The following is a 21,631-nucleotide window of genomic DNA, read 5'->3' on the forward strand; positions in this document are numbered from 1 at the left end:
GGTTGCAGTCCGATGAACGAGGGGGCGGTGGCGTAGTTCGCCCCGCTCCCCGTTTCGCTTACACGGAAAAGTTTTATGAAGTATTCCCCTTCTACTTGGCAATCGGTATGACTGCCGAACAATATTGGGACGGAGATTGTGAGCTTGTCAGATACTACCGCAAGGCCGCAAAAATCCGGCAAGATTTGAAAAATCAAGATGCGTGGTTGCAAGGAATGTATATCTATCAGGCGATTGGCAATCTGGCCCCCATCCTCCGAGCTTTTGCGAAAAAAGGCACTAAGGCTGTGCCTTATCCCGATCAGCCGTTTGCGCTGAACACCATGCAGAAGGAGGAAAAGAAACAGGCCAAACGGGAGAAGCAGGACGAAAAGGCGAAAGCCTATTTTCAAGCATTGGCTATGTCGTTCAATAAGAAATTTCAGGAGAAAGGTGGTGGCGTAAATGGCTGATAATGTGGAAATTCAGGGTTTGGAATTTCAAATCCAAGAGAACAGTGCAGGAGCCGTAACCGGACTTGAAAATCTGAAAAAGGCCCTGAGCGGATTGAAGTCTGTGACCGGCAGCAGCGTCAAAGGGCTTGACAGCACCAGCAAGAGTATTCGGGAATTGAAGAACGCTCTCTCCGGCCTGAACAGTGGTGATATGTCCCGGAAGTTGACGCAGATTGCCTCCGGCCTGAGAGCATTGGAACAGGTCAGAGGGGTCAAGATTTCCAGTTCTATCCCCAATCAGCTTAACGCTCTCAATGCCGCCCTGAAAAATGTCAGGTGGACGGACGGGGACAAGATCAGAACCCTTGTAGATGGTCTGCGTCCTCTGTCTGAGCTTGGAAGAGCCAACATGACTTCCTTCATCAATCAGCTCGGAAAACTCCCGGCACTGATTGACGAGTTGGAAAAAGCAGATGTTGACAAGTTCACTCGCCAGATGAAGGAGCTTGCCGCCGCTATGAAGCCTTTTGCAGATGAAATGCAGAAGGTGTCCAATGGATTTTCCGCTTTTCCGTCCAGAATACAGAGGTTGATTGCCAGCACAGACCGGTACAACAATTCTGTAAACCGGGCCACTACTGGTACTAAAGCGTGGTCTAATGCTCTCACAGGCATCAAACTTTCCACGGTACTCTACGCCTCTAATCGAATTGGTGCCGCACTTGCCGGATATATGTATCAGGCTTCCGAATGGGAAGGTATCATGTACCGCTTTGGTCGAGCTTTTGGCGAAGAGGCAGAAGAAAATTACAAGTGGATTAACCGTCTAAACTCTGAGCTGAAAATCAATGTTCAACAGTTCATGCAGTATGCTTCCATCTACGGCACTATGCTGAAAGGCTTCGGTGTCGCACAGAAGGACGCTGCGGCTATGGCTATGAACTATACCGAGCTGACTTATGATATTTGGGCCGGTTACAACGACATTTACAAGAGTTTTGAAGACGCTGCCGTTGCTGTGCGCTCTGCTATTGCCGGTGAGGTTGAACCCATCCGTAGAGCTGGTTTCACCATCGTGGACTCTCAGTTGAAGATCACGGCGGCAAATTACGGTATTGCGTACAGCACTCAAAGCGCAAGCGAGGAATTGAAGTCCTATCTGCGGTATCTGACCTTGATCGACCAAGCCAAGGCACAGAATTTGATTGGCACTTATGCCCGTGAGATGACTACCGCAGAAGGTCTTATGAGAACCCTGCGTCAACAGCTCACCTCTCTATCCCAGGCTTTTGGCTCTTTCCTTCTTCCTGCTTTGGTGAAGGTTTTACCCTATGTGCAAGCCTTTGTGGAGCTGATTGGGGAAGCGATTGCGGCTCTGGCACAGCTCTTTGGCATTGACTTGAAGCCGGTGGATTTCGGAGTCAGTTCTGGTGCCTCCGCTGCCGGGGATATGGCTGATAATCTTGGTGACGCTGCGGGTGCCGCAAAGAAGCTGAAACAGTACACCGCTGGTTTTGACGAGCTGAATGTTTTTGATCCTAATCAGGGAGCCGGGGGAGCTGGTGCCGGTGTTTCCGGTGGAGGCTACGAGGGTGAGTTTGACATCGGTAAACTGTGGGACGAGAGCATTTTTGAGAACATCAATTCCCAGGTTGACGAACTGAAAGAAAACCTGAAAGGTGTTCTTTCCACTGTGACCAGTATTGCGGCGGGTATTTTGGCGTGGAAGGTCGCCAAAGATTTCTTAGCGGCCTTGAAACTTCTGAAAGAACTGAACTCCAAGAATTTTGCCTTCAAACTGGACTTCAAAGTTCTCGGCTTGTCCATGTTCCTCGCTGATTTGAAGGAATTTGAAAGGTATCTGAAAGATTTCCTGGACAACGGCCCTACCTTCCAGAATGTTGCCGGTATGATTAGTTCCTTTGCCGGTATGGTGGGGGACGCTCTGATTATGCTCGGCGGTTTGAAGGTCGGCGGTGCGCTGAAAGTTATCCAGGGTATCGGTGAGATCGTCATTGGTATCAGCGACATTGCGGAGAATGGTGTCAATGCGGAAAATGCCCTAACTGTCATCCGAGGATTGACCAATATCGCCATTGGTATCGGCGTGTTCACTGGAAATATCAAGTTGGCGGCATGGAGCGTAGCCATTCAAGGCTTCACCACCATCATCCGTGAGATTGCTACAAATTGGGACGCTATCAAGCAAGGCGATTGGAGCGGTGTGGACAAGGTAGCTCTGATTATTGGCGGTTTGGAAATCCTGGGTGGTTTGGTAGTCGCTCTTGATGTATTTTCCAAGTTGAAGGGTATCTCTAACCTGGGCAATGCCACTACCGCTATGAACACACTCTCCAATGCTACGGGAACGATTGATACTACCGTTAGTACCCAGCTCTCCCCCAAATTGAAATCTCTGGCGAAAAACCTCGGCCTTGGTGTGGTAGTCATTGCCGAAGTTGCTGCGGCGGCAATTATCTTTACCGGAGCAATAGCCATTATGGGCTTTGAATTGGAAAAGGTAGGAGAAGCATGGGAACCGGTACTTGAAAATGGGGAAACCGTAGTTTCGGGTATTGCGCTTGGAACCGCTTTATTGGCCGGTGTAGGTCTGGCGGCGTATGCCCTGGGAACTGGCGGCAAAACGATTGCTTTGAATATTGGTATCGGAACCGCCATTTTGTTAGAACTCGGCGTAGCCGCTGGCCTGTTCATCATTGAGGTATGGGCTATCGGCAAAGGGCTTGACGAGATCGGTCAAGCATGGCAACCGGTTCTTGACAACGGAGAAACGATTGCGGCTGGTATTGGTCTTGGCACCGCTCTACTGGTAGGTATCGGTGTTGTGACAGCGGCTCTCGGAGCGGCTACGGTGGCCTCTGTGGGGCTTTTACCCATTGCGGTAGGCTTGGGTACTGCTATTCTGGTCGAACTTGCTGCGGCCTTTGTACTGTTCACGGAAAGCCTTGTAGCTGTGGCTGACGAACTGAATTTCAATCTTGCACCATCCCTTCGCAGCTTAAACGGCACTCTCCCTCAGCTTACCGAGGATATGTCCGACTTCGTAGATTTCATGTCTGCCTTTGCCGGAGAAATCGGTTCCTACACCGACTCTATGGGCGGTATCACCTGGGACAGCATTGTGAGCGGCTTCCAGAAGCTCTTTGCCGGTAATCCTATCGGTGACTTTGCTGATGATGTGAACACCATCTACACGGACACTAAGAGCTTGAATGACGAACTGCGGCTTGCAAACCCGGAACTGCAAACCGCTGTAACCCTGCTGACACAGTATGCCGCTCTCATGGAGCAGCTTGGTATTCTGACGCAGGAAAACGGCACGGCAAATCTGGCAACTGGCATCTTTACCAATCTGCAAGTCTGCGGCGAGCAGCTTGTGACTGGCTTCTCCACCGGCATGACCAATAAAATGCCTCTCATTCAAGCCAATGTGGAGCAGATGAAGACCACCCTTGACACCAACTTCAATACGCTGGTAGACGGGGTTGTGCAGAAGTGGCAGACCGGTTTGGACACCATGAACACGGATTTTACTACTTTCCGCACAAATACGCTTCTCGGCTTCACGGACTTCCAAACGCAGATGACCACTGGCATGGACGATTTTACGACCACCTTCCCGAAGGGATGGAGTTCCATGTGGAGAGGCATGACCAATACCGCTATCATCCAGTGGAACTCTACTCTGAACGCAATGGAAAGAGGCATGAACAATGCCATCCGCTCACTCAACAATGTTATCCGTCAAATCAACAAGGTATCGAAATTCACCGGTATTAGTCTGAGCTATTTCAGTGAAATTTGCGTAGACCGTATTCAGTATATGGCTGAGGGCGGTTTTGTGGATGAAGGGCAACTCTTCATTGCGAGAGAGGCTGGGGCCGAGATGGTGGGTGCCATGGGACGGCGTACCGCTGTTGCCAATAACGACCAGATAGTTGAAGGTATTTCCGCTGGCGTGTCCGTTGCCAATGATGGTGTGATCGCCGCTATCTATGCACTCATGAATATCATCGAGGACAAGGATTTGTCTGTGTCCATCGGTGATGATGTAATTGGCCGGTCTTATGACCGGTACAACCGGAGCAGAGGTGTCCGAGTGAACAGTGGTGCCTTTGCCAACGCCTACTAAGGGGGTAAGGATATGGCAGCATTTATCAAGATCAATGGTCGTGAATATCCTTGCCCCCGCAGGGGGCTTAACCTCATGACCGCTACCATCGTGGACTCCGCCAGAAACGCAAATGCTGTGGTGGTAGGTCAGGTGGTAGGCCGTGAACAGCAAAAAATCGACAATCTGGAATGGGCTTATCTGACTGCGGAACAGTGGTCGAGCCTGTTGCAAGAATTTAGAAATTTCTATGTGATGGTCACTTACCCGGACATGGTGAACAACACATGGACTACCCGGAAGATGTACCCCGGTGACAGAACGGCAGAGCCATTCCATCTTGACCCGGAAACGCAACTTCCCATTGATTACATTAACTGCAAAGTTAATCTCATTGACTGCGGAGAGCCGTTGTAAAGGAGGGCCGATATGAAATCTGTAAGTAACGCTTACAAGTTGAGTATGCGTGGCCTCCTTCGCAACCGCTCCTATGTCCGTATTACCTTCGGAAATGTGGACACAACAGCCGCAACGGACGGTGAGTGGGTAAGCAATGGGGAGCTACCTTTTTCTGAATTTGAAACGGTGGATTATCCTTATCAGTATGGGAGTCCCTATGCCGTTTTGGAATTAAATAGGTGGGCATTGGATGGTAAAGCTCTCATTCTTCCCACCAGTGGAACGGTGCAGGACGGTTTTGCGTCCAACCACATGAGTGACGCTGAGGGAGCGTTCAGCACCCCAGCAGTTATTACCCGGCAGTTCTCTACTCCCCACACCTTCCCCGGTCTGACGCTGACTTTTGATACCCGGTATCAGGAATGGCCCTTGCAGATCACCGCAAGGTTTTATCTGAGCAATGCCCTGGTTGATACCCAAGTAGTACCTGTGACCGGCGTAGAGGTTGTGATAAACACGAGAGCGGCCCAGGTAGACAAGGTGACGATCACCTTCGACATGGCTCTGCCATATCGGAGGCCCAGGCTGGAAGAGGTTCTGTACGGCCTGAATAAGCAATTTGTGAACAAGGATATTATTTCCACCCAACAAAAGCATGATGTTGACCCTCTGAGCCGCAGACTGCCAACTGAAACGATGGAGTTCACCATCATTGACTACGAACACAATTATGACCCCGATAATCCGGCTGGCATCTACGCTTATGTGGATAAGAACTCTCCCATTGAAATCCAATTCGGCTATGAGCTGCCGGACGGCTCTGTGGAGTGGATTAAATCTGACAGGTATGTGCTGAACGGCAAGCCCACTACCAAGGATAACCAAACAACCTTTACCGGAACCGGTCTGATTGGAAGTCTGACGAAAACCTTCTACAAAAGCAAACTTGGTTCTAAAAGCCTATTTGCCATGGCAGAAGAAGTTCTGTTGGACGCTGATTTGACCATGACGGAACAGGGAACACACCCATGGGAGATTGACGAGAGCTTGAAGCAGATGTTCACTACGGCGGCTCTTCCCATCGACACACACATGAATTGCTTGCAGTTAATCGCTCATGCGGCCCGTTGCCGCCTGTTTACGGACGATGACAACATCATCCATATCAAACCCTTCGGTGTGACTGTGACTGGCATTTACAGCGGCCAGTGGGCTGACAACGGCCATCTCTGGTACAGCGAGTGGGGAACGGTGGACAAGGGCAATACCAGTGAGAACACTTATGCCGTATTTGAGTTGAACCGGTGGACGCTGGACGGCGGTAATCAGGTGATTATCCCTGATGATGACCCCAATGGGAGAGGATATATCAGCGAAGCCATGACCAATGCGGAAGGGACATTTACAATGGCCCCGGTCTTTACCAAAACCTTTGATGTGTCACATGACCTTCCTGTGGTCGCTATCCGCTTTGATACGCCTATGGAAGAATATCCCACTTCTATTCAGGTGAAGTATTACAAGGACACTATTCTGCTGGACACACAGACGGTTCCGGTCAATTCAGTGGAGGTGTTTGTGTCTTCCTCCTTGGCGATTGACTGTACCAAAATTGAGGTGTCTTTTCTGAGCGGACTCCCTTATCGGAGAATGAGGGTTAGTAAGGTCTATTACCGGGAAACTGACTTCACTCTGGATTTCTCTTCTATCGCAGAGAATAGTCAGGCGATCTCCAAAATTGACGAGTTAAGAGCTGTCACCGTGGCCCGGTACTCCTACGCTGCCAGTGATAGTACCACCAATCTCTACGAGGAAACGACCACCGAAACTGAGCTTCATGTTGAGTTCTCTGGTCTTGCACAAGATATTCAGATCAATGTATCTGGCGGAACGCTGGTATCTTCCAACATTTACGCCAGAGCTGCGGATTTGGTGTTATCCTCCGGCACCAAAACCGTAACTATTACCGGACGGACTTTGCAGGAGAACTCGGTGGTCGTTTCCTACCCCGTAGCTCTCACCGGAGAGGTAGACAAGGAGGAAAATCCCTTAATCACCAATGACAGTATGTGCCTTGCTCTGGCAAACCATGTAAAGAATTATCTACAAATGCGAAACACCTATGATGCAGATTATCGTGGAAACCCGGAGATGGAGGTAGGCGACATTATTGGTCTGCAAACCCGATACACCAATGAAATGGACGCTCTGATCTTGGTGGATGAAATCTCCTTTAACGGCTCTCTGAGCGGAAAGATGAAGGTGAAAGGCTTGATATGAGTATTATCAATGAGCTTGTCTACAACCGCACACAGGCCGATGTAGACCGGGTTTATACCCTAAAGAATAAAATCCTCACGGGAGGGCTTGCCGCCCTCACCGCTGAGGAAAAAGCTGAATATCTGGCCGGAATGAAAGGTGCCTATAACTACACGGACTTCAACCGGCTTGGAGAGGCAATCGCCTATCTGGTAGAGCAAATGAAAAAGCTGGACATTCATGATAGCTCCATTGTCCCGAAGGTAGATTGGGCCATGGGAGATACCCCAACACAGAGCCAGGTAAGAAATCTCCTAAGCTGTCTGACAAAATTGAGGGCAAAGCTCTCTCTGCCGGACAATACTCCGTCTGTGCCGAACTCTCTGGACAAATTGACCTATCAGACGGCAAATGACATGGAGTTTTTGCTTTGGATAATTGACCAGCGAATTACACAGACAACCGCAGCGTTCCGCTATTCCGGGACGATGTATTGTGGACAATAAGGAGGAACTTATAGCATGAAAGACACCAGCATCAAGGGCAATGGAAAGTCCAGCATTATCAAAGCCCCTTCTGATATGCCCGAAACCTTTGAAGCATGGCGGGAACAGCTTCTCGCCGGACAAGGCTACCTTGATGTGCAGTTGAATACCGATACAACCGGGGAAAACGCCGGGTGCAATGAAATCGGCACCGCTTTGAATAAAGCTAATTTGCTGAATGATACCACGAAAGCGGCCTTGGAACTGACCCAGGCAGACCCTACGGTAAATGACGCTCTGTATGCCCTAAGTCAGAAGGGTTCTCCCGCTGAGGTTCATGTGATCGCAGACAACGGAACCCAGGTCACAATGAGTAAGAGGAGTAAAGTCCTGACCGCTCAGGTGTCCAGTGGTGAAGCGGTTCTCTACCCTGCCGAATTGGGCGATTGGAGTATTAAGTACACCTTTGGCGGCTCTCAGAAAACTCGGACTTGGACTCTGGAAGTCATTGGTATCGTCTATGTCTATCCCTTCGAGATCGGAGCTACCCTGAACGATACCGATTGGGAAGATATTGAGATTTGTGGTCGCCTGGGTATGGCGGAAAAATTCTTCAAGGTGGGAGATACAAAGACTGTAAACATCGGCGGAACTAACTACGAGGTACAGATTATTGATTTTAACCATGACGATAAAGTATCTGGTGGTAAGGCTCCCATGACATTCCAGCTTGTGGACTGCCTCAATCAGACGGAACAGATGAATAGCAGTAACACCAATACCGGAGGTTGGAACGGCTCTGCCATGAGAACCAAAATGGCTACCTATAAGGGCCAACTTCCGGCAGCTCTTCGGAATGTCATCAAGACCGTCAAGAAAAAATCCGGCACTGGTGGCGGAAGTTCCAGCGGTACGCAGACCACCAATGATGACCTGTTTCTGTTGTCCGAAATTGAGATTTTTGGCACGACCTCTTACTCGGTAGCCGGTGAGGGTGCACAGTACGCTTGGTACAAGGCCGGGAACACCAGAATTAAGAAGGTCAACGGTTCTGCGAACACCTGGTGGGAGCGTTCGCCTCGTAGCGGCGGCACCAACGGTTTTTGCTATGTGGACAGTTCGGGAAGCGCCGGCAATTACAGCGCCAGCTACTCTCGTGGCGTGTCCTTCGGCTTCTGCGTTTAATCCAATATCTGCGAAATCCCGCCCCGTAAGGGGCGGTATAGGAGGGTAATTATGTCAGTCATCAAATCTAAACGGGGAGAAAGCCCAATGCAGTTCATCGAAACCGCAAGAAAACTGGAAGCTCACACTTTTTCCGTTGTCACCAAGGCTCCTAAGCGGTACGGCCCTTATCTCCTTTACAAGCTCATGGCTCTTGCTACCACGGTTCATGACGAGGTTCGGGCGGCAAACAATATCTATCCGAGAAACCAGCATGAAGCGCAAATGCGCCGGGACTGCCTGACAAAAGCCAATATTGCCCTCCAAAATCTCAGTCCAAAGCTGACCTTACTCTATGACGCTATTCTTCAAAACCCGGAAAAATGCCCGTGGATTGACCACGCCATGCAGGAGTTCGGAGAGTACATCAAAGAGGAAGCGAAGCTGATCGCAAAAGTGAAGAAAGCTGACAGCGAGAGGTATAAAGACCTCCCGGTGTAAGTTTTCAGATATGGGTCAAGTCCTGTCATCCGTTTATTGTTCTGCGAACAACTGGTGGGAGCGTTCGCCTAATAGCGGCAACACCAACAATTTTTGCAATGTGAACAGTTCGGGAAACGCCAACAATAACAACGCCAACAACTCTAATGGCGTGTCCTTCGGCTTCTGCAACTTCGTATGGGTCAGTCGTAGTAACCCCGTTGGGTGAAATCAGTACCCTTTGCAGAAGGAGGGCTTGTACCCTGCCGAAAGGCTAAAACTTCCGGGTATATCGTTTGAAATATACCCTTTCCGGCAACGGGAACTTCCGATGTAGTCAGCCGGACGCTGCTTGCATGGTGAGCGATTGTACGGTAGCTCATTTCATGGCTGGTACTACTATGCAGTTAGAACCCGTACCCCACAATAATACTGTACGGAGGGAACCCCTTTTTATGACGAGTGAGGAACGAAGGGAAATCCGTTATCAACGCAGGAAAGCAAAGAGGGACGAGGCCCGTCTAAAGCGAAGTATGGCCTGTGGAGATTTTGATGAAGTCTTTTCGTTCCGGCATCTATATCTCTCTGCGAAAAAGTGCTGTAAAGGAGTGTACTGGAAAAGTTCTACACAAAGGTATATCAGCAATCTTATCCCAAATATCTCTGAAACCCTATTATCCCTGAGAAATGGCACCTTTATTCACCGAGGCTTCCATGAGTTCTACATCATGGAGCGTGGCAAGAAACGGCATATTCGCTCTGTTCATATCTCGGAGCGGACAGTCCAGAAATGCCTATGTGATTACTGCATTGTGCCAATCTACTCCGCCTCTTTCATCTACGACAACTCCGCCAGTTTGAAGCACCGAGGAATGGACTTTGCCTTACGGCGGATGGTCTATCACTTGGAACGGCATTTTCGCAAGCATGGTCTGGCTGGTGGTATCTTGATCTATGACTTCAAGAGCTTCTTCGATGACGCTCCCCATGAACCCCTGCTGGCGGAAGCGGAAAGGCGGCTCCACGATGACCGTATTCGGGCTTTACACAACAGCTTCATTGCGGATTTTGGCCCGGTAGGGCTTGGCCTGGGCAGTCAGATCAGTCAGACAAATGCTCTGTTGTTGCCGAGTCCGCTTGACCATTATTTCAAAGAAGTCCTGGGGATTGAGGGATATGCCCGGTATATGGATGACGGCTACGCCATTCACGAAAACCTGGATTATCTAAAGGGCGAATGTATGTTGGGATTGGAAGAGGTCACTCGGCACCTTGGACTCCGGCTCAACTGGAAGAAAACCAAGGTTGTTCCTCTGGTGGACTTCTACCGATGGTTGAAGACCAAGTTCATCGTCACACCGCAGGGGAAGGTGATCTTGAAGATGAACCCGGCTTCTACCAAAATCATCCGGCGCAAACTCCGTTCTTTTTACCGAAAATGGCAGATGGGTGAAATGACCCTGGCTGATATTCGCAATTCAGTGGACAGCTATAACGGCCACATGATGCGAGGCAACAGTTATAAGGTAAAAGAGCGAACCAATCAGTATTTCAAATCTATGTTTGGGTTCTATCCGAACAAGAAAGGTTGGGAAAGAAATGTATCGAATGTTCAAAGGAGAAATTGTACTGGCAACAGTTACGAACCCTGTTTGGGTCAAAAAGCAGGATAACGGCAGCTATGGCCTGTGTAGTGAGCAGGAGGCTCAGGGTGTCGTGATTGAGGGCACCGTGTACCATGTAGAAGGTAGGGACGAGTTGGACGGTACAGAGAGTGTTGTAGTGACCGAAATCAGCGAGATTGCCTACCAGAAAGAGCAGGAGGCAATCATACAGAGAAAAGCGGAGCAGGAGGAAGTAGACGCTATTGCGGCGGCGATTGAGAGAGGGCTTGCGTTATGAATAAGAAGATGTTGGACGCATTGGCGAGTGCAATCTATGTGTCAAAGTTAAGTCTGGCTGGGGAAACCGTAACGAAGGATGACCAGAAAATCAGGGCCGCAGGATTGTACCCTGATTGGGAGGCTGGAAACCACGCCAAGGGCGAAATCTATAATACCCATGCCGGGGACAGCTTGGGCAATGAGTGGGAGCAGACTTGGGAGTGCTATCAGGCTTACGACAATGCCTCCTATCCAAGCCTTATTCCCGGCGACCCCTCCTGGTACACCTTCAATCGGCCTCTGCATGGTAAGACAAAGGAAACCGCTCGGCCTTTTGTCCCCGTTCAGGGCGCACATGATATGTACCGTACTGGTGAGTACATGATCTTCACGGACGGGAAAGTGTACCTCTGTAAGCAAGATACCAACTTCTCCCCCACTGATTATTCTCAGGCTTGGGAGGTAGTGGAATGACGGAGGCAATCATTGTAGCTATTATCACGGGTGGGCTGGCTCTGCTTGGCACCATCTATTCCAGCAACAAGACCACTCAGGCCATGAACGCCAAACTGGACAGGCAGCAAGCGGTTACGGAAACGAAGCTGGAAGACCTCACCCGTGAAGTCCGGGAACACAACAATTTTGCCAAGCGTATGCCCGTGGTTGAAGAGCAAATCAAGGTCATTAACCACCGCATTTCCGACCTGGAAGAGTTTCACAAGCCTGTTTGACTGAACATTTTCAGTGTATCTACTAATTATTTTCAGTGACCAATAGTGAGTTTAGTGAATGATTTTAAGTTTTTGCTATAAAGTCCCCTTAGAGAGCGTCCCTATAAGAGAGTTTATGGTAAAAATCGAAAATGGGTCACTAAACTCACCAAAATAGAAAGGAGAAGTACCATGGAAACTATCATCAAGCGTCTGTCTAATCTGCTGTCCGTCAAGTCCCTTGTGACCCTTGTACTGACCGGCGTGTTCGCTTTTATGGCTTGCACCAACCAGATCAGTCAGGACTTCATGACCATTTATGCCGTCATCATTGCATTTTACTTCGGCACTCAGAGCCAGAAGACGCAGGAGCTTTTGGATGATAACAAGGGAGGCAAGTAAGCCATGATGAAAGCAAGTGAGCTGGTCGGTAAGGCCATAGACATTGCGAAGAACGATAAGACGCTGTATGTCATGGGGTGTTTTGGCGCACCCCTGACTACGGCCAACAAGAAACGGTACACCACCAATCATTCCTACAACAAAGCTACGGCCCGTTTGAAGATGATTAACGCCGCTTCCGAGGACACCTTTGGGTTTGACTGCGTGTGTCTTATCAAGGGTATTCTGTGGGGCTGGTGCGGCGACAAGAGTAAGACCTACGGAGGGGCGAAGTACGCTTCCAACGGTGTACCAGACATTGGGGCCGACCAGATGATTACCAAGTGTCCTGACGCTTCTGCCACTGGTTGGGCCGACATGGAACCCGGTGAGGTGGTATGGACTACCGGCCACATCGGTATCTACATCGGTGACGGTCTGGCTGTCGAGTGTACGCCTAAGTGGAAGAACTGTGTGCAGATCACGGCGGTGGGCAACATCGGCTCCAAAGCCGGGTACAATACCCGCACCTGGAAGAAGCATGGTCACATTCCTTATGTGGAATACGATAAGGCTCCTTCCGTAAAGCCACCTGAGCCTGATACGGTTGTTCCCGCACCCGTTACCGAGGTCAAGGCCACCGGTACTGCCAAATCCTTTAACAAGGCTGTGGCTGGCTCCTACAAAGTGACAGCAAGCTCCCTGAATGTTCGTAACGCTGCTGGTACGGAGCATAAGGTTTTGACTACCATTCCGAAAGGAACTGTGGTCAAGAATTATGGTTACTATACGGTGGTCAATGGCGTAAAGTGGCTCTATGTCAAGTTCACCTACAAGCGAGTGACCTATACCGGGTTCTGTTCTGCGGCCTATTTGAAAAAGTGAGGGTGGTATCAATGAGCGGCAAGCGAGTTGCCACGAAGCCGAAAAAGAAGGTGAAGAAGCGTACTCTTTTCACAGTCTTCTCCATGTTCAATCTGTTCTGGTACACAATCGCTGTTCTGGTTGCCAATTTCCACGACCACATGATTTCATCGGAACTGACGGTGGCCTGGTTCTCTGCGTGGACGGTGGAGCTTGCCTTGCTCTTTGGTATCAAAATCAAAGACAAATCTTCTGATGAAAGTGCAGGGTAATCATGCAGACATTAAAGGATTTGACGCTGGACAAGCTGATAAATCTCTATGAGGGTGTGGTAGTCCATGACAGAAAACAGATTGTGGAATGGGATGGACACTGTGGGACACCTATCTACGAGATCAAGCAACGGACATTGGCGCAGGACAAAATGATTTTGGGTGCGCTGAAATGTGCCAAAGCGAACGGTTTCACCGGAGAATAAAGGAAGACACCCTCTACCGTTATGGTAAAGGGTGTCTTTTTGTTTGAACGAATATCTTTCCCCATACAATGTAGGGTTCGGATATGCGCTCAATGGTGGAGATAAGCGGGATCGAACCGCTGACCTCTTGAATGCCATTCAAGCGCTCTCCCAGCTGAGCTATACCCCCATATTGTGCCTCACAGGGCAGAGGTTATTTTAGCAGACGCACTTACCTTTGTCAAGGGCTTCCGCCAATTTTATTGCAAAATATTTCTTAGAGCCGGGATACACAGGCCAGATACAACACACGTCACACGTCCGACTGAGTCTCCCCGGTTCTGCCCCACCCGTTCTGGCGTCTTTGCTCTCCGGCGCTGAGCCGCCCTTCCCCCGCTTTTCTCCTCTCCCGCAAGATCCGCCTTTTTTCTATTTTTCTATTGATGGCCCGGCGTCTGTTGTGGTAGGATAGAGGCATCATTCAACAAGAAGTGGAGGTACCAAAATGAAACAGGACATGATCCTTATTCTCGATCTTGGCAGCGAGGAAAACCCCCGTCTGGCCCGTGAGATCCGCGCTCTAGGCGTTTACAGCGAAATCCACCCCCACGATATCACACTGGAGGAGGTCAAGGCCCTCCCCAACGTGAAGGGGATCATCCTAAACGGCGGCCCCAACCGGGTGGTGGACGGTGTTGAGATCGACGCCGCCAAGGAGATCTACAACCACGATGTCCCCGTCCTTCTGGCCGACCACAAGGGTGATCAGCCCTGGCCCAGCGATGAGGAGGAACGCAAGCAGGCCCTCTCCAATTTCGTGTTCGGTGTGTGCGGCGCCCAGCCCAATTGGAATATGGAGAACTTCATTGCCGACCAGGTGGAGCTGATCCGGCAGCAAGTCGGAGACCGGAAGGTCCTGCTGGCCCTCTCCGGCGGTGTGGACTCCTCCGTAGTGGCTGCCCTTTTGATTCGCGCCATCGGCAAACAGCTCACCTGTGTCCACGTCAACCACGGGCTGCTGCGCAAGGGCGAGCCAGAACAGGTGGTGGAGGTGTTCCGCCATCAGATGGACGCCAACCTGATCTATGTGGACGCAGTGGATCGCTTCCTGGATAAACTGGCCGGCGCAGCTGATCCTGAGCAGAAACGCAAGATCATCGGCACGGAGTTCATCCGAGTGTTTGAGGAGGAGGCCCGTAAGCTGGAGGGCATCGAATTCCTGGCCCAGGGTACCATCTACCCCGACATTATCGAGTCCGGCACCAAGACCGTCAAGGCGGTCAAGAGCCACCACAACGTAGGCGGCCTGCCGGAGGATCTGAAATTCGAGCTGGTGGAGCCTCTGAAGATGCTCTTCAAGGATGAGGTCCGGGCCTGTGGCAAGGCTCTGGGCCTGCCCGATTCCATGGTGTACCGCCAGCCCTTCCCCGGACCGGGTCTGGGCGTGCGCTGTCTGGGCGCCATCACCCGTGACCGCCTGGAGGCCGTTCGGGAATCCGACGCCATCCTACGGGAGGAGTTTGCTGCCGCCGGGCTCCAGGGAAGGGTCTGGCAGTACTTCACCGTGGTGCCTGATTTCAAGTCCGTAGGCGTACGGGACGGCGTGCGCACCTTTGACTGGCCTGTGATCCTCCGTGCGGTGAATACCGTGGACGCCATGACTGCCACGGTAGAGGATGTGCCCTTTGCCCTGCTACAAAAGATCACCGCCCGCATCACCTCCGAGGTCAAGGGAGTCAACCGTGTGCTCTATGACCTGACACCGAAGCCCTCTGGAACGATTGAGTGGGAATAAAACGAAAAATCCGAAAAAGCCAGTAATATCAAGGCTTTCCTGACTTCGTTCCCGTGTTCTGATAAGGTTTTGATAAGATTCCACTGAAGTGCAATTATTCTGTGCTTCAAGTGGTTTGTGAGTAAAGAATAATTTCTTATTTCTCACAAATATCCATATTAACAAGTAAGCCCGTACTGATGGGATGTCAGTACGGGCTTTTTGTCGTTCTTTTTTCAGTTATTCTGCGTCCTCTTTCAAGGCATTGATAAGCAGATCGCTGAGTTCCTGCGAGGGAACTTTAGCCCAACGCTGGGTGGTGTCCTCTGCCGGGAAGGTATAACGCCAATGGTCATACTGCTCCTTGCTGATTTCACCTGCTTTGAGCTTTTCAGCCTGGTCAGCCCATGCAGACAGCATTTTGAAAATGGATTCATTCATTGTTCGCTTGCTGCCGTCAAAGACGATATGTATTTCCTCACCTTGCTTTTCTACTCTTATGCCATGAATGTCCTCAATGGCAAACAGAGTATGGATAAAGCCAAGATCACTGTCAATATCGGGGACTTTCAGCGCCAATGGAGAAACCTCCAGGACATCTGCAAGAGATTTTACCAGATCATCTTTGGGAGTTCTGGAGCCAGACTCGTACTGAGCCATGCGAATATCAGCGGTCTTTTGAGGAAACCCCACAGCCTGACCAAGCCATTTTTGTGTCATACCACGCAGATTACGGATAAAACGGATTCTTTCACCGATTGCCATAGACTTTCGCTCCTTTTGAGTTGTTGACACAAGCATAGCATAAATGTTTAGTGAATGTCAAGATAACCTAAATAAAAAAGTTTAATATTTTCTCGAAAGCCTATTGACATAACGGAATTTGCTTAGTATACTAAGAACACAGACTTAAACTAATCTGTTTAATATGTAGAGAGGAGGATTCTTATGGAAAAGAAATTTATACGAGTAGATGAGGTAGCCAGAGAACTTGACATTTCAATAAGCCACGCATACAAGATTATGCACCAGCTTAACGAAGAATTGGAAGCGAAAGGTTTTGTTACCGTTTCGGGACGCCTCAACCGTCAGTATTTCAACGAAAGGCTCTATGGAGCAGAAAGGAAGGAAGAAGATGCCGGCATATAAGAACAAAGACAGTGGTTCGTGGTATGTAGTCACACAGTATACAGACTGGACAGGAGAGCGCAAGCAGAAGTGTAAGCGTGGTTTCAGCACCCGCCGTGAAGCACTGGAATGGGAGGAAAAGTTCAAGCAGCAGAGTTCCGGAAACTTGAACATGAGCTTTGAAGCCTTTGTTGAGATTTATACCAATGACCTGAAAGCAAGGCTGAAAGAGAGCACTTGGCAAACGAAGAACAACATTATCCAAAACAAAATCGTTCCCTACTTTGGCAATCGAAAAATCAATGAGATTGTCACAAAGGATGTGATTGCCTGGCAAAATGAGCTGCTTGCCTATCGAGACGAGAAGCACAAGCCCTATTCCCCAACCTATCTTAAAACGCTTCATAATCAACTATCTGCTATTTTTAACCACGCAGTACGATTTTATGACCTGCGATCCAACCCGGCTGCGAAAGCTGGAAATATGGGGAGTGAGGAAAGTAAGGAAATGTTGTTTTGGACAAAAGAGGAGTATCAGAAATTTGCTGAGGTAATGATGGACAGGCCTATATCCTACTATGCCTTCCAGATGCTTTATTGGACAGGCGTCCGTGAGGGCGAATTGTTGGCTCTCACTCCGGCAGACTTTGACTTTGAGCGGGGAACGGTGAAAATTAACAAGACCTATCAGAGATTGAATGGAAAGGATGTGATCACACCACCTAAGACCAAACAAAGCAACCGTACCATTCAGATGCCTGAGTTCCTCTGTGAGGAGATGAAGGAGTTTTTCGGGATGCAGTATGGACTGAAAAAGAAAGATCGCATTTTCACCATTAACAAGAGCTATCTCCACAGAGAAATGGACAGAGGAGCAAAAGTAGCCGGAGTTAAGCGCATCAGGATACACGATTTGCGTCATAGCCATATTAGCCTTCTGATTGATATGGGCTTTTCAGCAGTAGCCATAGCCAATCGTGTAGGTCACAAAAGTGTGGAAATCACTTACCGATATGCGCACCTGTTCCCTTCCAAGCAAAAAGAAATGGCAAGTAAACTAAATGACATGAACAAAGGAGAGTGATTTTAATGTCAGCAAAAAATGTAGACAAACACAACCGCTTCCGCAGCATTACTGTAGGATTTCGAGTTTCACCGGAAGAGCAGGAGGAACTGAACCGAGCAGTAGCCCTGTCGGGACTTCCAAAGCAGGAATACTGTTACCGCAAGTGTATGGGGCGTGAAGTGGTGGTGCAGCCGAACCCAAGGGTTCACAAAGCCCTGAAAACCCAGATGGCAGCGATTCTCGCAGAGCTTGAACGCATCGCTACGGGAGAGAATATCCCGGAAGAGCTGCTGTCTACCATCGACCTGATCGCTATCACCATGCAGGGACTGAAAGGAGAAAATGAAAATGACTGATAAAATAGAAAAGACTGCCCTGAACACATCTGTTGGCGCAGATGAGAGGCAGTCAATTCAAAAAACCACTGACAGTATTATACCCACTTCCAATCTGAAAATCAATGATCCCACTGAAAATTCCGAAGAAAGCTTTGAGGAAATGTGCCGAAGAATGCAGCGGCTCACCGATCCTCGTTACCTGCATACCATTACCCTGACAGAACTTTTCCAGACAAGTTATACCAGCAGACCGCCCATTATCGAGGGGCTGCTCTATGCTGGGGCATATATCCTTGCAGGGGCACCAAAAATCGGTAAGTCCTTTATGGTGGCTCAAATCGCCTACCATGTCAGTACCGGACAGGATTTGTGGGGATATAAAGTCCATCAGGGAACAGTTCTCTACCTTGCGCTGGAAGATGATTTTCAGCGTATCCAGAGCCGTATGTTTATGATGTACGGTGTAGAGGATACCCCCAACCTTCACTTTGCCACTACTGCCGGAAAGATTGGAAATGGACTGGATGAACAACTGGAAAACTTTATACGAGAACACTCTGACACCAATCTCATTATTATTGATACCATGCAGAAGATTCGGGAAGTTGGCGGAGAAGCGTACAGCTACGCCAGTGATTATGAAATCATTGGCAAGATTAAGCAGTTTGCCGATCAACACGGTATCTGTGTGCTGACCGTCCACCACACCCGGAAGCAGCAGGCAGACGATTCCTTTGAGACAATTTCCGGAACCACGGGATTGCTGGGATGTGCGGATGGTTCGCTGCTGATGCAGAAGAAAAAACGCACGGGACTGGATGCTACTGTCAAGGTCGTGGGGCGTGATCAGCAAGACCAGATCCTTTACTTGAAGAAAGACCCGCAGACCCAAATCTGGAATCTGGAGAGATTGGAAAATGAACTGCACAAAGAGCCGCCTAACCCGGTTTTGGAAACGGTAGCAAAGATGGTAACAGAAGTTTGGTGCGGCAGCCCTACAGAGCTGGTTTCTTTCCTGCAAATTGATATGCAGCCCAACACCCTGACAAAGCATTTGAATGTCAACTCGGGGCGATTGCTATTGGAGCATAATATCCAGTATGAAAATACCCGTACCCATGCAGGGAGAAAGATTACGCTGACACCTGTTTCGGAAAAAGCGTGACGATAGTGTCGGTCGTGACGGTGATTTTGATGGTATGTAAAACACCGTCACCATCGTCACGACCGTCACGGAAAGGAAGGGATAGGAAATGAAGAATGTACAAATACCCTATGATCTGTTTATTGACCTTTTGCATTATCACCTTGTTCAGGAAGATGATTATGCAGAGGACATCTGGCAAGGTCTGGAAGAAAAACTGGATGCTATGGTGCGGCATGAGTTGTATGTGAAATATAAGACCGCACCAACCGAGGAAGAACGAGAGCAGGCAAGGCTGGAATATTTGGACAGACGAGGCGTGCCTAAGAGTTTCCGATGGTAAATTTCCCTTTGTCGGCAATAGACAGGAGCGTGGCACGCTCCTGTGAATGGCAGATAAGGGAAAGGTGGAAGCTGCCGCCCGGCGAAACCGTGCAGGTGTCGAGAGGGACTGCCGCAGGCAGAAAAGCCCCCGGCAGGGCGCAACAGCAGCTTTTGATGGACGGAACGGCTGTCGAAAGTGCTTTTGCGTTACTTTTGGCAAAAGTAACAAAACCTCCGCCGCAGCGGTAAAAGAAAACCCGATCAAGTAGTTCTGAATTGGAGGTGATAGTGATGAAACGAACAATCAGTGCAATGTCCGGTGATGGTGTAGTTGCCCATAATCGCCGCACCTATATCGCAGAAAATGTTGATCAGACACGAACACATCTGAACATCGAATATTGCTATACACCTATTGAGCAGGCGTACCATGAGTTGTTTGATGAAGCGCAGGCTGAATACAATGCCAAGCAAAAACGAAAAGACCGCCGCATCGAAAACTATTACGAAAAAATCTGTAACGGAGATCAAGAAAAACCTTTTTACGAAGTGATTTTTCAAGTAGGAAACAAAGATGATATGGGGGCTGCCAGCGAGAATGGTGCACTTGCAAAAGAGATTTTGGATAAGTTCTATCACAGCTTTCTGGAACGCAATCCACAGCTTCATGTATACTCTGCACATCTTCATATGGATGAGGCAACACCACATCTGCACATCGACTTTATCCCATTTACTACCGGAAGCAAACGAGGGCTATCTACCCGTGTATCACTGAAACAGGCACTTGCCGATCAGGGCATCATCGGTGAAGGGCGTTCTCTGACAGAGCGTGATCTCTGGGTGCAGAAAGAGAAAGAATCTCTTGCGGAGATTATGCTGGAGCATGGTATTGAATGGGAGCAGAAAGGCGAACACAAGGAGCATCTGAGTGTTCTGGAGTTTAAGCGTGAAAAGCGCAAAGAGGAGCTTGCCGAACTGGAGCAGAGTATCGAGCGTGTACAGCAAAAGCAGGTTTCTATCAAGGCAGTGGAGCAGATTGAAATGAAACCACTTCCGTTAACTTCTAAGGTTGCAGTTGACAAAGAGGATTTTCAAAATCTTGTCACGGCAGCTCAGAAATTTGTGGTGCAGGAGAAGCAGGAAAGCAAGCTGAAAAAACTCCTCAAAGAGGCAAAGAAAACCATTTCTGATTTGAAGGCAAAGGTTGAATCCCTGGTTGCAGAACTGGATTCTGTGAAGGGAGAGTTGGCACAATACAGATCCACCCGTGGGCAGCTTCGTACAACAGAACTGGAACAGGACAACAACTATCTCCGCCGAAAAATCCGCACCTATGAAGAGGTGATTTCTCGGAACAATCTGTGGACATATTTTTCTAAGAGCAAATCGCAAAACCAAGCAAGAGACGGTAGTAGATAAGGAATATGGAGGCAAGTGAAATGAAAATTATGTCATGTAATTTCAATATGGATACCGGTTGTGTAGAACTGAAATTTTTTGATGGCAGTATGTCCTCCATTGATTGTACCGGAGTGGAGAATGAGATTGCCGACAATATGTATCAGCGGTCTGAGCTGGACTATCTAATCTACAACGATACGGTGGCGTATACGGAACTGATACTGAATGGTAATCCGGAAATTTATCTGAAAACCGTGACTGAATATGTATCATTGGATTAAACATCAAGTGGTTGCTGCTCTGATATAGGGGCAGCAACTATTTTTTACGCAAACATATTGACAAACTTCGATTTGAAGAATATAATATAGACATATCGATAAATATGAATGTGAGGTGAGATATGTGGCATCTGAATATATAGAAAATGCGAAAGTCTTTAAGGCTTTTTGCGATGAAAACCGTTTGCGTATTTTGGAACTTCTTCGCAGCGGCGAGAAATGTGCCTGCAAATTGTTAGAAGAACTCCATATTTCACAATCCACGCTGTCGCATCATATGAAACTATTATGTGATGCAGGTGTTGTCCAAGGAAGAAAAGAAGGAAAATGGGTACATTATTCCATTGATCCGCAAGGGTCTGAAAATGCCGTGGAATTATTAAAGAAACAGCTGGAAGTTAATACCAGTAAAGAAACAGAAAAAATGAGCTGTTGTCTGAAAGAACTTTGAGCCATCTGAAATGGTGGCTTTTCTTTAAGACAATACATCGACATTTTTGAATTTATCAATATGAAAGGAGACT

General features: G+C 48.8%; 26 protein-coding genes and 1 tRNA gene. 25 read left to right on the forward strand and 2 right to left on the reverse strand.

Going from position 1 to position 21,631, the window contains the following annotated elements:
• The first annotated feature begins 2 nt into the window (after positions 1–2).
• The 16 genes from NE584_RS08650 to NE584_RS08720 all read left to right on the forward strand — a co-directional run bounded on the left by NE584_RS08650 (position 3) and on the right by NE584_RS08720 (position 13,669).
• Complete coding sequence (locus NE584_RS08650) at positions 3–452, forward strand: hypothetical protein (protein ID WP_256182621.1); 450 nt, start codon at positions 3–5, stop codon at positions 450–452.
• Positions 445–4,587: a hypothetical protein gene (locus tag NE584_RS08655; RefSeq protein WP_256182622.1), complete on the forward strand. Its 4,143-nt coding sequence runs from the start codon at positions 445–447 to the stop codon at positions 4,585–4,587. The genes NE584_RS08650 and NE584_RS08655 overlap by 8 nt, the downstream gene beginning before the upstream one ends.
• A 12-nt stretch (positions 4,588–4,599) precedes the next feature.
• Positions 4,600–4,983 (forward strand): DUF6711 family protein, encoded by a 384-nt coding sequence (locus NE584_RS08660; protein ID WP_009259095.1) that lies wholly within the window; start codon positions 4,600–4,602, stop codon positions 4,981–4,983.
• Positions 4,984–4,995: 12 nt separating this feature from the next.
• Positions 4,996–7,245, forward strand: a complete 2,250-nt coding sequence (locus NE584_RS08665) for a hypothetical protein (protein ID WP_256182623.1) — start codon at positions 4,996–4,998, stop codon at positions 7,243–7,245.
• Positions 7,242–7,730: a hypothetical protein gene (locus tag NE584_RS08670; protein ID WP_256182624.1), complete on the forward strand. Its 489-nt coding sequence runs from the start codon at positions 7,242–7,244 to the stop codon at positions 7,728–7,730. The genes NE584_RS08665 and NE584_RS08670 overlap by 4 nt, the downstream gene beginning before the upstream one ends.
• Positions 7,731–7,745: 15 nt before the next feature.
• Positions 7,746–8,894 carry a DUF6273 domain-containing protein gene (locus tag NE584_RS08675; RefSeq protein ID WP_256182625.1) on the forward strand — a complete coding sequence of 383 codons (1,149 nt, stop codon included), beginning with the start codon at positions 7,746–7,748 and terminating at the stop codon, positions 8,892–8,894.
• A gap of 51 nt (positions 8,895–8,945) precedes the next feature.
• Positions 8,946–9,374, forward strand: a complete 429-nt coding sequence (locus NE584_RS08680) for a hypothetical protein (protein WP_256182626.1) — start codon at positions 8,946–8,948, stop codon at positions 9,372–9,374.
• A 10-nt stretch (positions 9,375–9,384) separates the two neighbouring features.
• The gene (locus NE584_RS19865; RefSeq protein WP_226907575.1) at positions 9,385–9,582 is read left to right on the forward strand and encodes a DUF6273 domain-containing protein; all 198 of its coding nucleotides are present in this window, start codon (positions 9,385–9,387) and stop codon (positions 9,580–9,582) included.
• Between the two features lie 499 nt (positions 9,583–10,081).
• Positions 10,082–11,026 carry a reverse transcriptase domain-containing protein gene (locus tag NE584_RS08685; RefSeq protein WP_256182627.1) on the forward strand — a complete coding sequence of 315 codons (945 nt, stop codon included), beginning with the start codon at positions 10,082–10,084 and terminating at the stop codon, positions 11,024–11,026.
• A 43-nt stretch (positions 11,027–11,069) separates the two neighbouring features.
• On the forward strand, positions 11,070–11,255 hold the full coding sequence (locus tag NE584_RS08690; RefSeq protein ID WP_172697274.1) for a hypothetical protein: 186 nt from the start codon (positions 11,070–11,072) through the stop codon (positions 11,253–11,255).
• The gene (locus NE584_RS08695) at positions 11,252–11,710 is read left to right on the forward strand and encodes a hypothetical protein (RefSeq protein ID WP_172697273.1); all 459 of its coding nucleotides are present in this window, start codon (positions 11,252–11,254) and stop codon (positions 11,708–11,710) included. The genes NE584_RS08690 and NE584_RS08695 overlap by 4 nt, the downstream gene beginning before the upstream one ends.
• Entirely contained in the window at positions 11,707–11,967 is a 261-nt protein-coding gene (locus tag NE584_RS08700; RefSeq protein ID WP_172697272.1) for a hypothetical protein, read from the forward strand. The genes NE584_RS08695 and NE584_RS08700 overlap by 4 nt, the downstream gene beginning before the upstream one ends.
• A gap of 171 nt (positions 11,968–12,138) precedes the next feature.
• The gene (locus tag NE584_RS08705) at positions 12,139–12,348 is read left to right on the forward strand and encodes a hypothetical protein (RefSeq protein WP_172697271.1); all 210 of its coding nucleotides are present in this window, start codon (positions 12,139–12,141) and stop codon (positions 12,346–12,348) included.
• A gap of 3 nt (positions 12,349–12,351) precedes the next feature.
• On the forward strand, positions 12,352–13,212 hold the full coding sequence (locus NE584_RS08710; RefSeq protein WP_256182628.1) for an SH3 domain-containing protein: 861 nt from the start codon (positions 12,352–12,354) through the stop codon (positions 13,210–13,212).
• Positions 13,213–13,223: 11 nt separating this feature from the next.
• A complete protein-coding gene (locus tag NE584_RS08715) occupies positions 13,224–13,463 on the forward strand; it encodes a hypothetical protein (RefSeq protein ID WP_009259084.1) in 240 nt (79 codons plus the stop codon).
• A 2-nt stretch (positions 13,464–13,465) separates the two neighbouring features.
• Positions 13,466–13,669, forward strand: coding sequence for a hypothetical protein (locus NE584_RS08720; protein ID WP_256182629.1), 204 nt, complete (start codon positions 13,466–13,468; stop codon positions 13,667–13,669).
• A 93-nt stretch (positions 13,670–13,762) separates the two neighbouring features.
• On the opposite strand, the gene NE584_RS08725 is transcribed toward NE584_RS08720, so the two are convergent.
• Positions 13,763–13,838: transfer RNA gene (locus tag NE584_RS08725), tRNA-Ala, on the reverse strand.
• A 315-nt stretch (positions 13,839–14,153) separates the two neighbouring features.
• Between NE584_RS08725 and guaA the strand changes: the two genes are divergently transcribed.
• Positions 14,154–15,443: a glutamine-hydrolyzing GMP synthase gene (gene guaA, locus NE584_RS08730; RefSeq protein ID WP_108979409.1), complete on the forward strand. Its 1,290-nt coding sequence runs from the start codon at positions 14,154–14,156 to the stop codon at positions 15,441–15,443.
• Positions 15,444–15,662: 219 nt separating this feature from the next.
• Here guaA and NE584_RS08735 read toward each other — a convergent pair whose 3' ends face one another.
• Positions 15,663–16,187, reverse strand: coding sequence for a helix-turn-helix domain-containing protein (locus NE584_RS08735; RefSeq protein ID WP_256182630.1), 525 nt, complete (start codon positions 16,185–16,187; stop codon positions 15,663–15,665).
• 183 nt (positions 16,188–16,370) lie between these two features.
• Between NE584_RS08735 and NE584_RS08740 the strand changes: the two genes are divergently transcribed.
• The 8 genes from NE584_RS08740 to NE584_RS08775 all read left to right on the forward strand — a co-directional run bounded on the left by NE584_RS08740 (position 16,371) and on the right by NE584_RS08775 (position 21,558).
• Positions 16,371–16,571 (forward strand): LysR family transcriptional regulator, encoded by a 201-nt coding sequence (locus NE584_RS08740; protein ID WP_256182631.1) that lies wholly within the window; start codon positions 16,371–16,373, stop codon positions 16,569–16,571.
• The gene (locus NE584_RS08745) at positions 16,558–17,634 is read left to right on the forward strand and encodes a site-specific integrase (RefSeq protein WP_256182632.1); all 1,077 of its coding nucleotides are present in this window, start codon (positions 16,558–16,560) and stop codon (positions 17,632–17,634) included. The genes NE584_RS08740 and NE584_RS08745 overlap by 14 nt, the downstream gene beginning before the upstream one ends.
• 5 nt (positions 17,635–17,639) lie before the next feature.
• The gene (locus tag NE584_RS08750; RefSeq protein WP_256182633.1) at positions 17,640–17,972 is read left to right on the forward strand and encodes a hypothetical protein; all 333 of its coding nucleotides are present in this window, start codon (positions 17,640–17,642) and stop codon (positions 17,970–17,972) included.
• Entirely contained in the window at positions 17,965–19,119 is a 1,155-nt protein-coding gene (locus NE584_RS08755; RefSeq protein WP_256182634.1) for an AAA family ATPase, read from the forward strand. Before NE584_RS08750 ends, NE584_RS08755 begins: the two co-directional genes overlap by 8 nt.
• Positions 19,120–19,207: 88 nt before the next feature.
• A complete protein-coding gene (locus NE584_RS08760) occupies positions 19,208–19,441 on the forward strand; it encodes a complexin-2 (RefSeq protein WP_256182635.1) in 234 nt (77 codons plus the stop codon).
• A 272-nt stretch (positions 19,442–19,713) separates the two neighbouring features.
• The gene (locus tag NE584_RS08765; RefSeq protein ID WP_256182636.1) at positions 19,714–20,844 is read left to right on the forward strand and encodes a plasmid recombination protein; all 1,131 of its coding nucleotides are present in this window, start codon (positions 19,714–19,716) and stop codon (positions 20,842–20,844) included.
• A 20-nt stretch (positions 20,845–20,864) separates the two neighbouring features.
• Entirely contained in the window at positions 20,865–21,107 is a 243-nt protein-coding gene (locus NE584_RS08770) for a DUF6061 family protein (protein WP_256182637.1), read from the forward strand.
• 124 nt (positions 21,108–21,231) lie between these two features.
• A complete protein-coding gene (locus NE584_RS08775; RefSeq protein WP_256182638.1) occupies positions 21,232–21,558 on the forward strand; it encodes a metalloregulator ArsR/SmtB family transcription factor in 327 nt (108 codons plus the stop codon).
• Positions 21,559–21,631: the final 73 nt, after the last annotated feature.

The sequence above is a fragment of the Clostridium sp. DFI.5.61 genome (genome assembly GCF_024462915.1).
Lineage (GTDB): Bacteria > Bacillota > Clostridia > Oscillospirales > Oscillospiraceae > Lawsonibacter > Lawsonibacter asaccharolyticus.

What these genes read in the sequence shown, in the direction of transcription:
- NE584_RS08655 (WP_256182622.1), top strand. Translation starts at nt 445, where the DNA reads ATGGCTGATAATGTGGAAATTCAGGGTTTGGAATTTCAAATCCAAGAG.
- NE584_RS08660 (WP_009259095.1), top strand. Translation starts at nt 4,600, where the DNA reads ATGGCAGCATTTATCAAGATCAATGGTCGTGAATATCCTTGCCCCCGC.
- NE584_RS08665 (WP_256182623.1), top strand. Translation starts at nt 4,996, where the DNA reads ATGAAATCTGTAAGTAACGCTTACAAGTTGAGTATGCGTGGCCTCCTT.
- NE584_RS08670 (WP_256182624.1), top strand. Translation starts at nt 7,242, where the DNA reads ATGAGTATTATCAATGAGCTTGTCTACAACCGCACACAGGCCGATGTA.
- NE584_RS08675 (WP_256182625.1), top strand. Translation starts at nt 7,746, where the DNA reads ATGAAAGACACCAGCATCAAGGGCAATGGAAAGTCCAGCATTATCAAA.
- NE584_RS08680 (WP_256182626.1), top strand. Translation starts at nt 8,946, where the DNA reads ATGTCAGTCATCAAATCTAAACGGGGAGAAAGCCCAATGCAGTTCATC.
- NE584_RS19865 (WP_226907575.1), top strand. Translation starts at nt 9,385, where the DNA reads ATGGGTCAAGTCCTGTCATCCGTTTATTGTTCTGCGAACAACTGGTGG.
- NE584_RS08685 (WP_256182627.1), top strand. Translation starts at nt 10,082, where the DNA reads ATGGAGCGTGGCAAGAAACGGCATATTCGCTCTGTTCATATCTCGGAG.
- NE584_RS08695 (WP_172697273.1), top strand. Translation starts at nt 11,252, where the DNA reads ATGAATAAGAAGATGTTGGACGCATTGGCGAGTGCAATCTATGTGTCA.
- NE584_RS08700 (WP_172697272.1), top strand. Translation starts at nt 11,707, where the DNA reads ATGACGGAGGCAATCATTGTAGCTATTATCACGGGTGGGCTGGCTCTG.
- NE584_RS08705 (WP_172697271.1), top strand. Translation starts at nt 12,139, where the DNA reads ATGGAAACTATCATCAAGCGTCTGTCTAATCTGCTGTCCGTCAAGTCC.
- NE584_RS08710 (WP_256182628.1), top strand. Translation starts at nt 12,352, where the DNA reads ATGATGAAAGCAAGTGAGCTGGTCGGTAAGGCCATAGACATTGCGAAG.
- NE584_RS08715 (WP_009259084.1), top strand. Translation starts at nt 13,224, where the DNA reads ATGAGCGGCAAGCGAGTTGCCACGAAGCCGAAAAAGAAGGTGAAGAAG.
- NE584_RS08720 (WP_256182629.1), top strand. Translation starts at nt 13,466, where the DNA reads ATGCAGACATTAAAGGATTTGACGCTGGACAAGCTGATAAATCTCTAT.
- guaA (WP_108979409.1), top strand. Translation starts at nt 14,154, where the DNA reads ATGAAACAGGACATGATCCTTATTCTCGATCTTGGCAGCGAGGAAAAC.
- NE584_RS08735 (WP_256182630.1), bottom strand. Translation starts at nt 16,187, where the DNA reads ATGGCAATCGGTGAAAGAATCCGTTTTATCCGTAATCTGCGTGGTATG.
- NE584_RS08740 (WP_256182631.1), top strand. Translation starts at nt 16,371, where the DNA reads ATGGAAAAGAAATTTATACGAGTAGATGAGGTAGCCAGAGAACTTGAC.
- NE584_RS08745 (WP_256182632.1), top strand. Translation starts at nt 16,558, where the DNA reads ATGCCGGCATATAAGAACAAAGACAGTGGTTCGTGGTATGTAGTCACA.
- NE584_RS08750 (WP_256182633.1), top strand. Translation starts at nt 17,640, where the DNA reads ATGTCAGCAAAAAATGTAGACAAACACAACCGCTTCCGCAGCATTACT.
- NE584_RS08755 (WP_256182634.1), top strand. Translation starts at nt 17,965, where the DNA reads ATGACTGATAAAATAGAAAAGACTGCCCTGAACACATCTGTTGGCGCA.
- NE584_RS08760 (WP_256182635.1), top strand. Translation starts at nt 19,208, where the DNA reads ATGAAGAATGTACAAATACCCTATGATCTGTTTATTGACCTTTTGCAT.
- NE584_RS08765 (WP_256182636.1), top strand. Translation starts at nt 19,714, where the DNA reads ATGAAACGAACAATCAGTGCAATGTCCGGTGATGGTGTAGTTGCCCAT.
- NE584_RS08770 (WP_256182637.1), top strand. Translation starts at nt 20,865, where the DNA reads ATGAAAATTATGTCATGTAATTTCAATATGGATACCGGTTGTGTAGAA.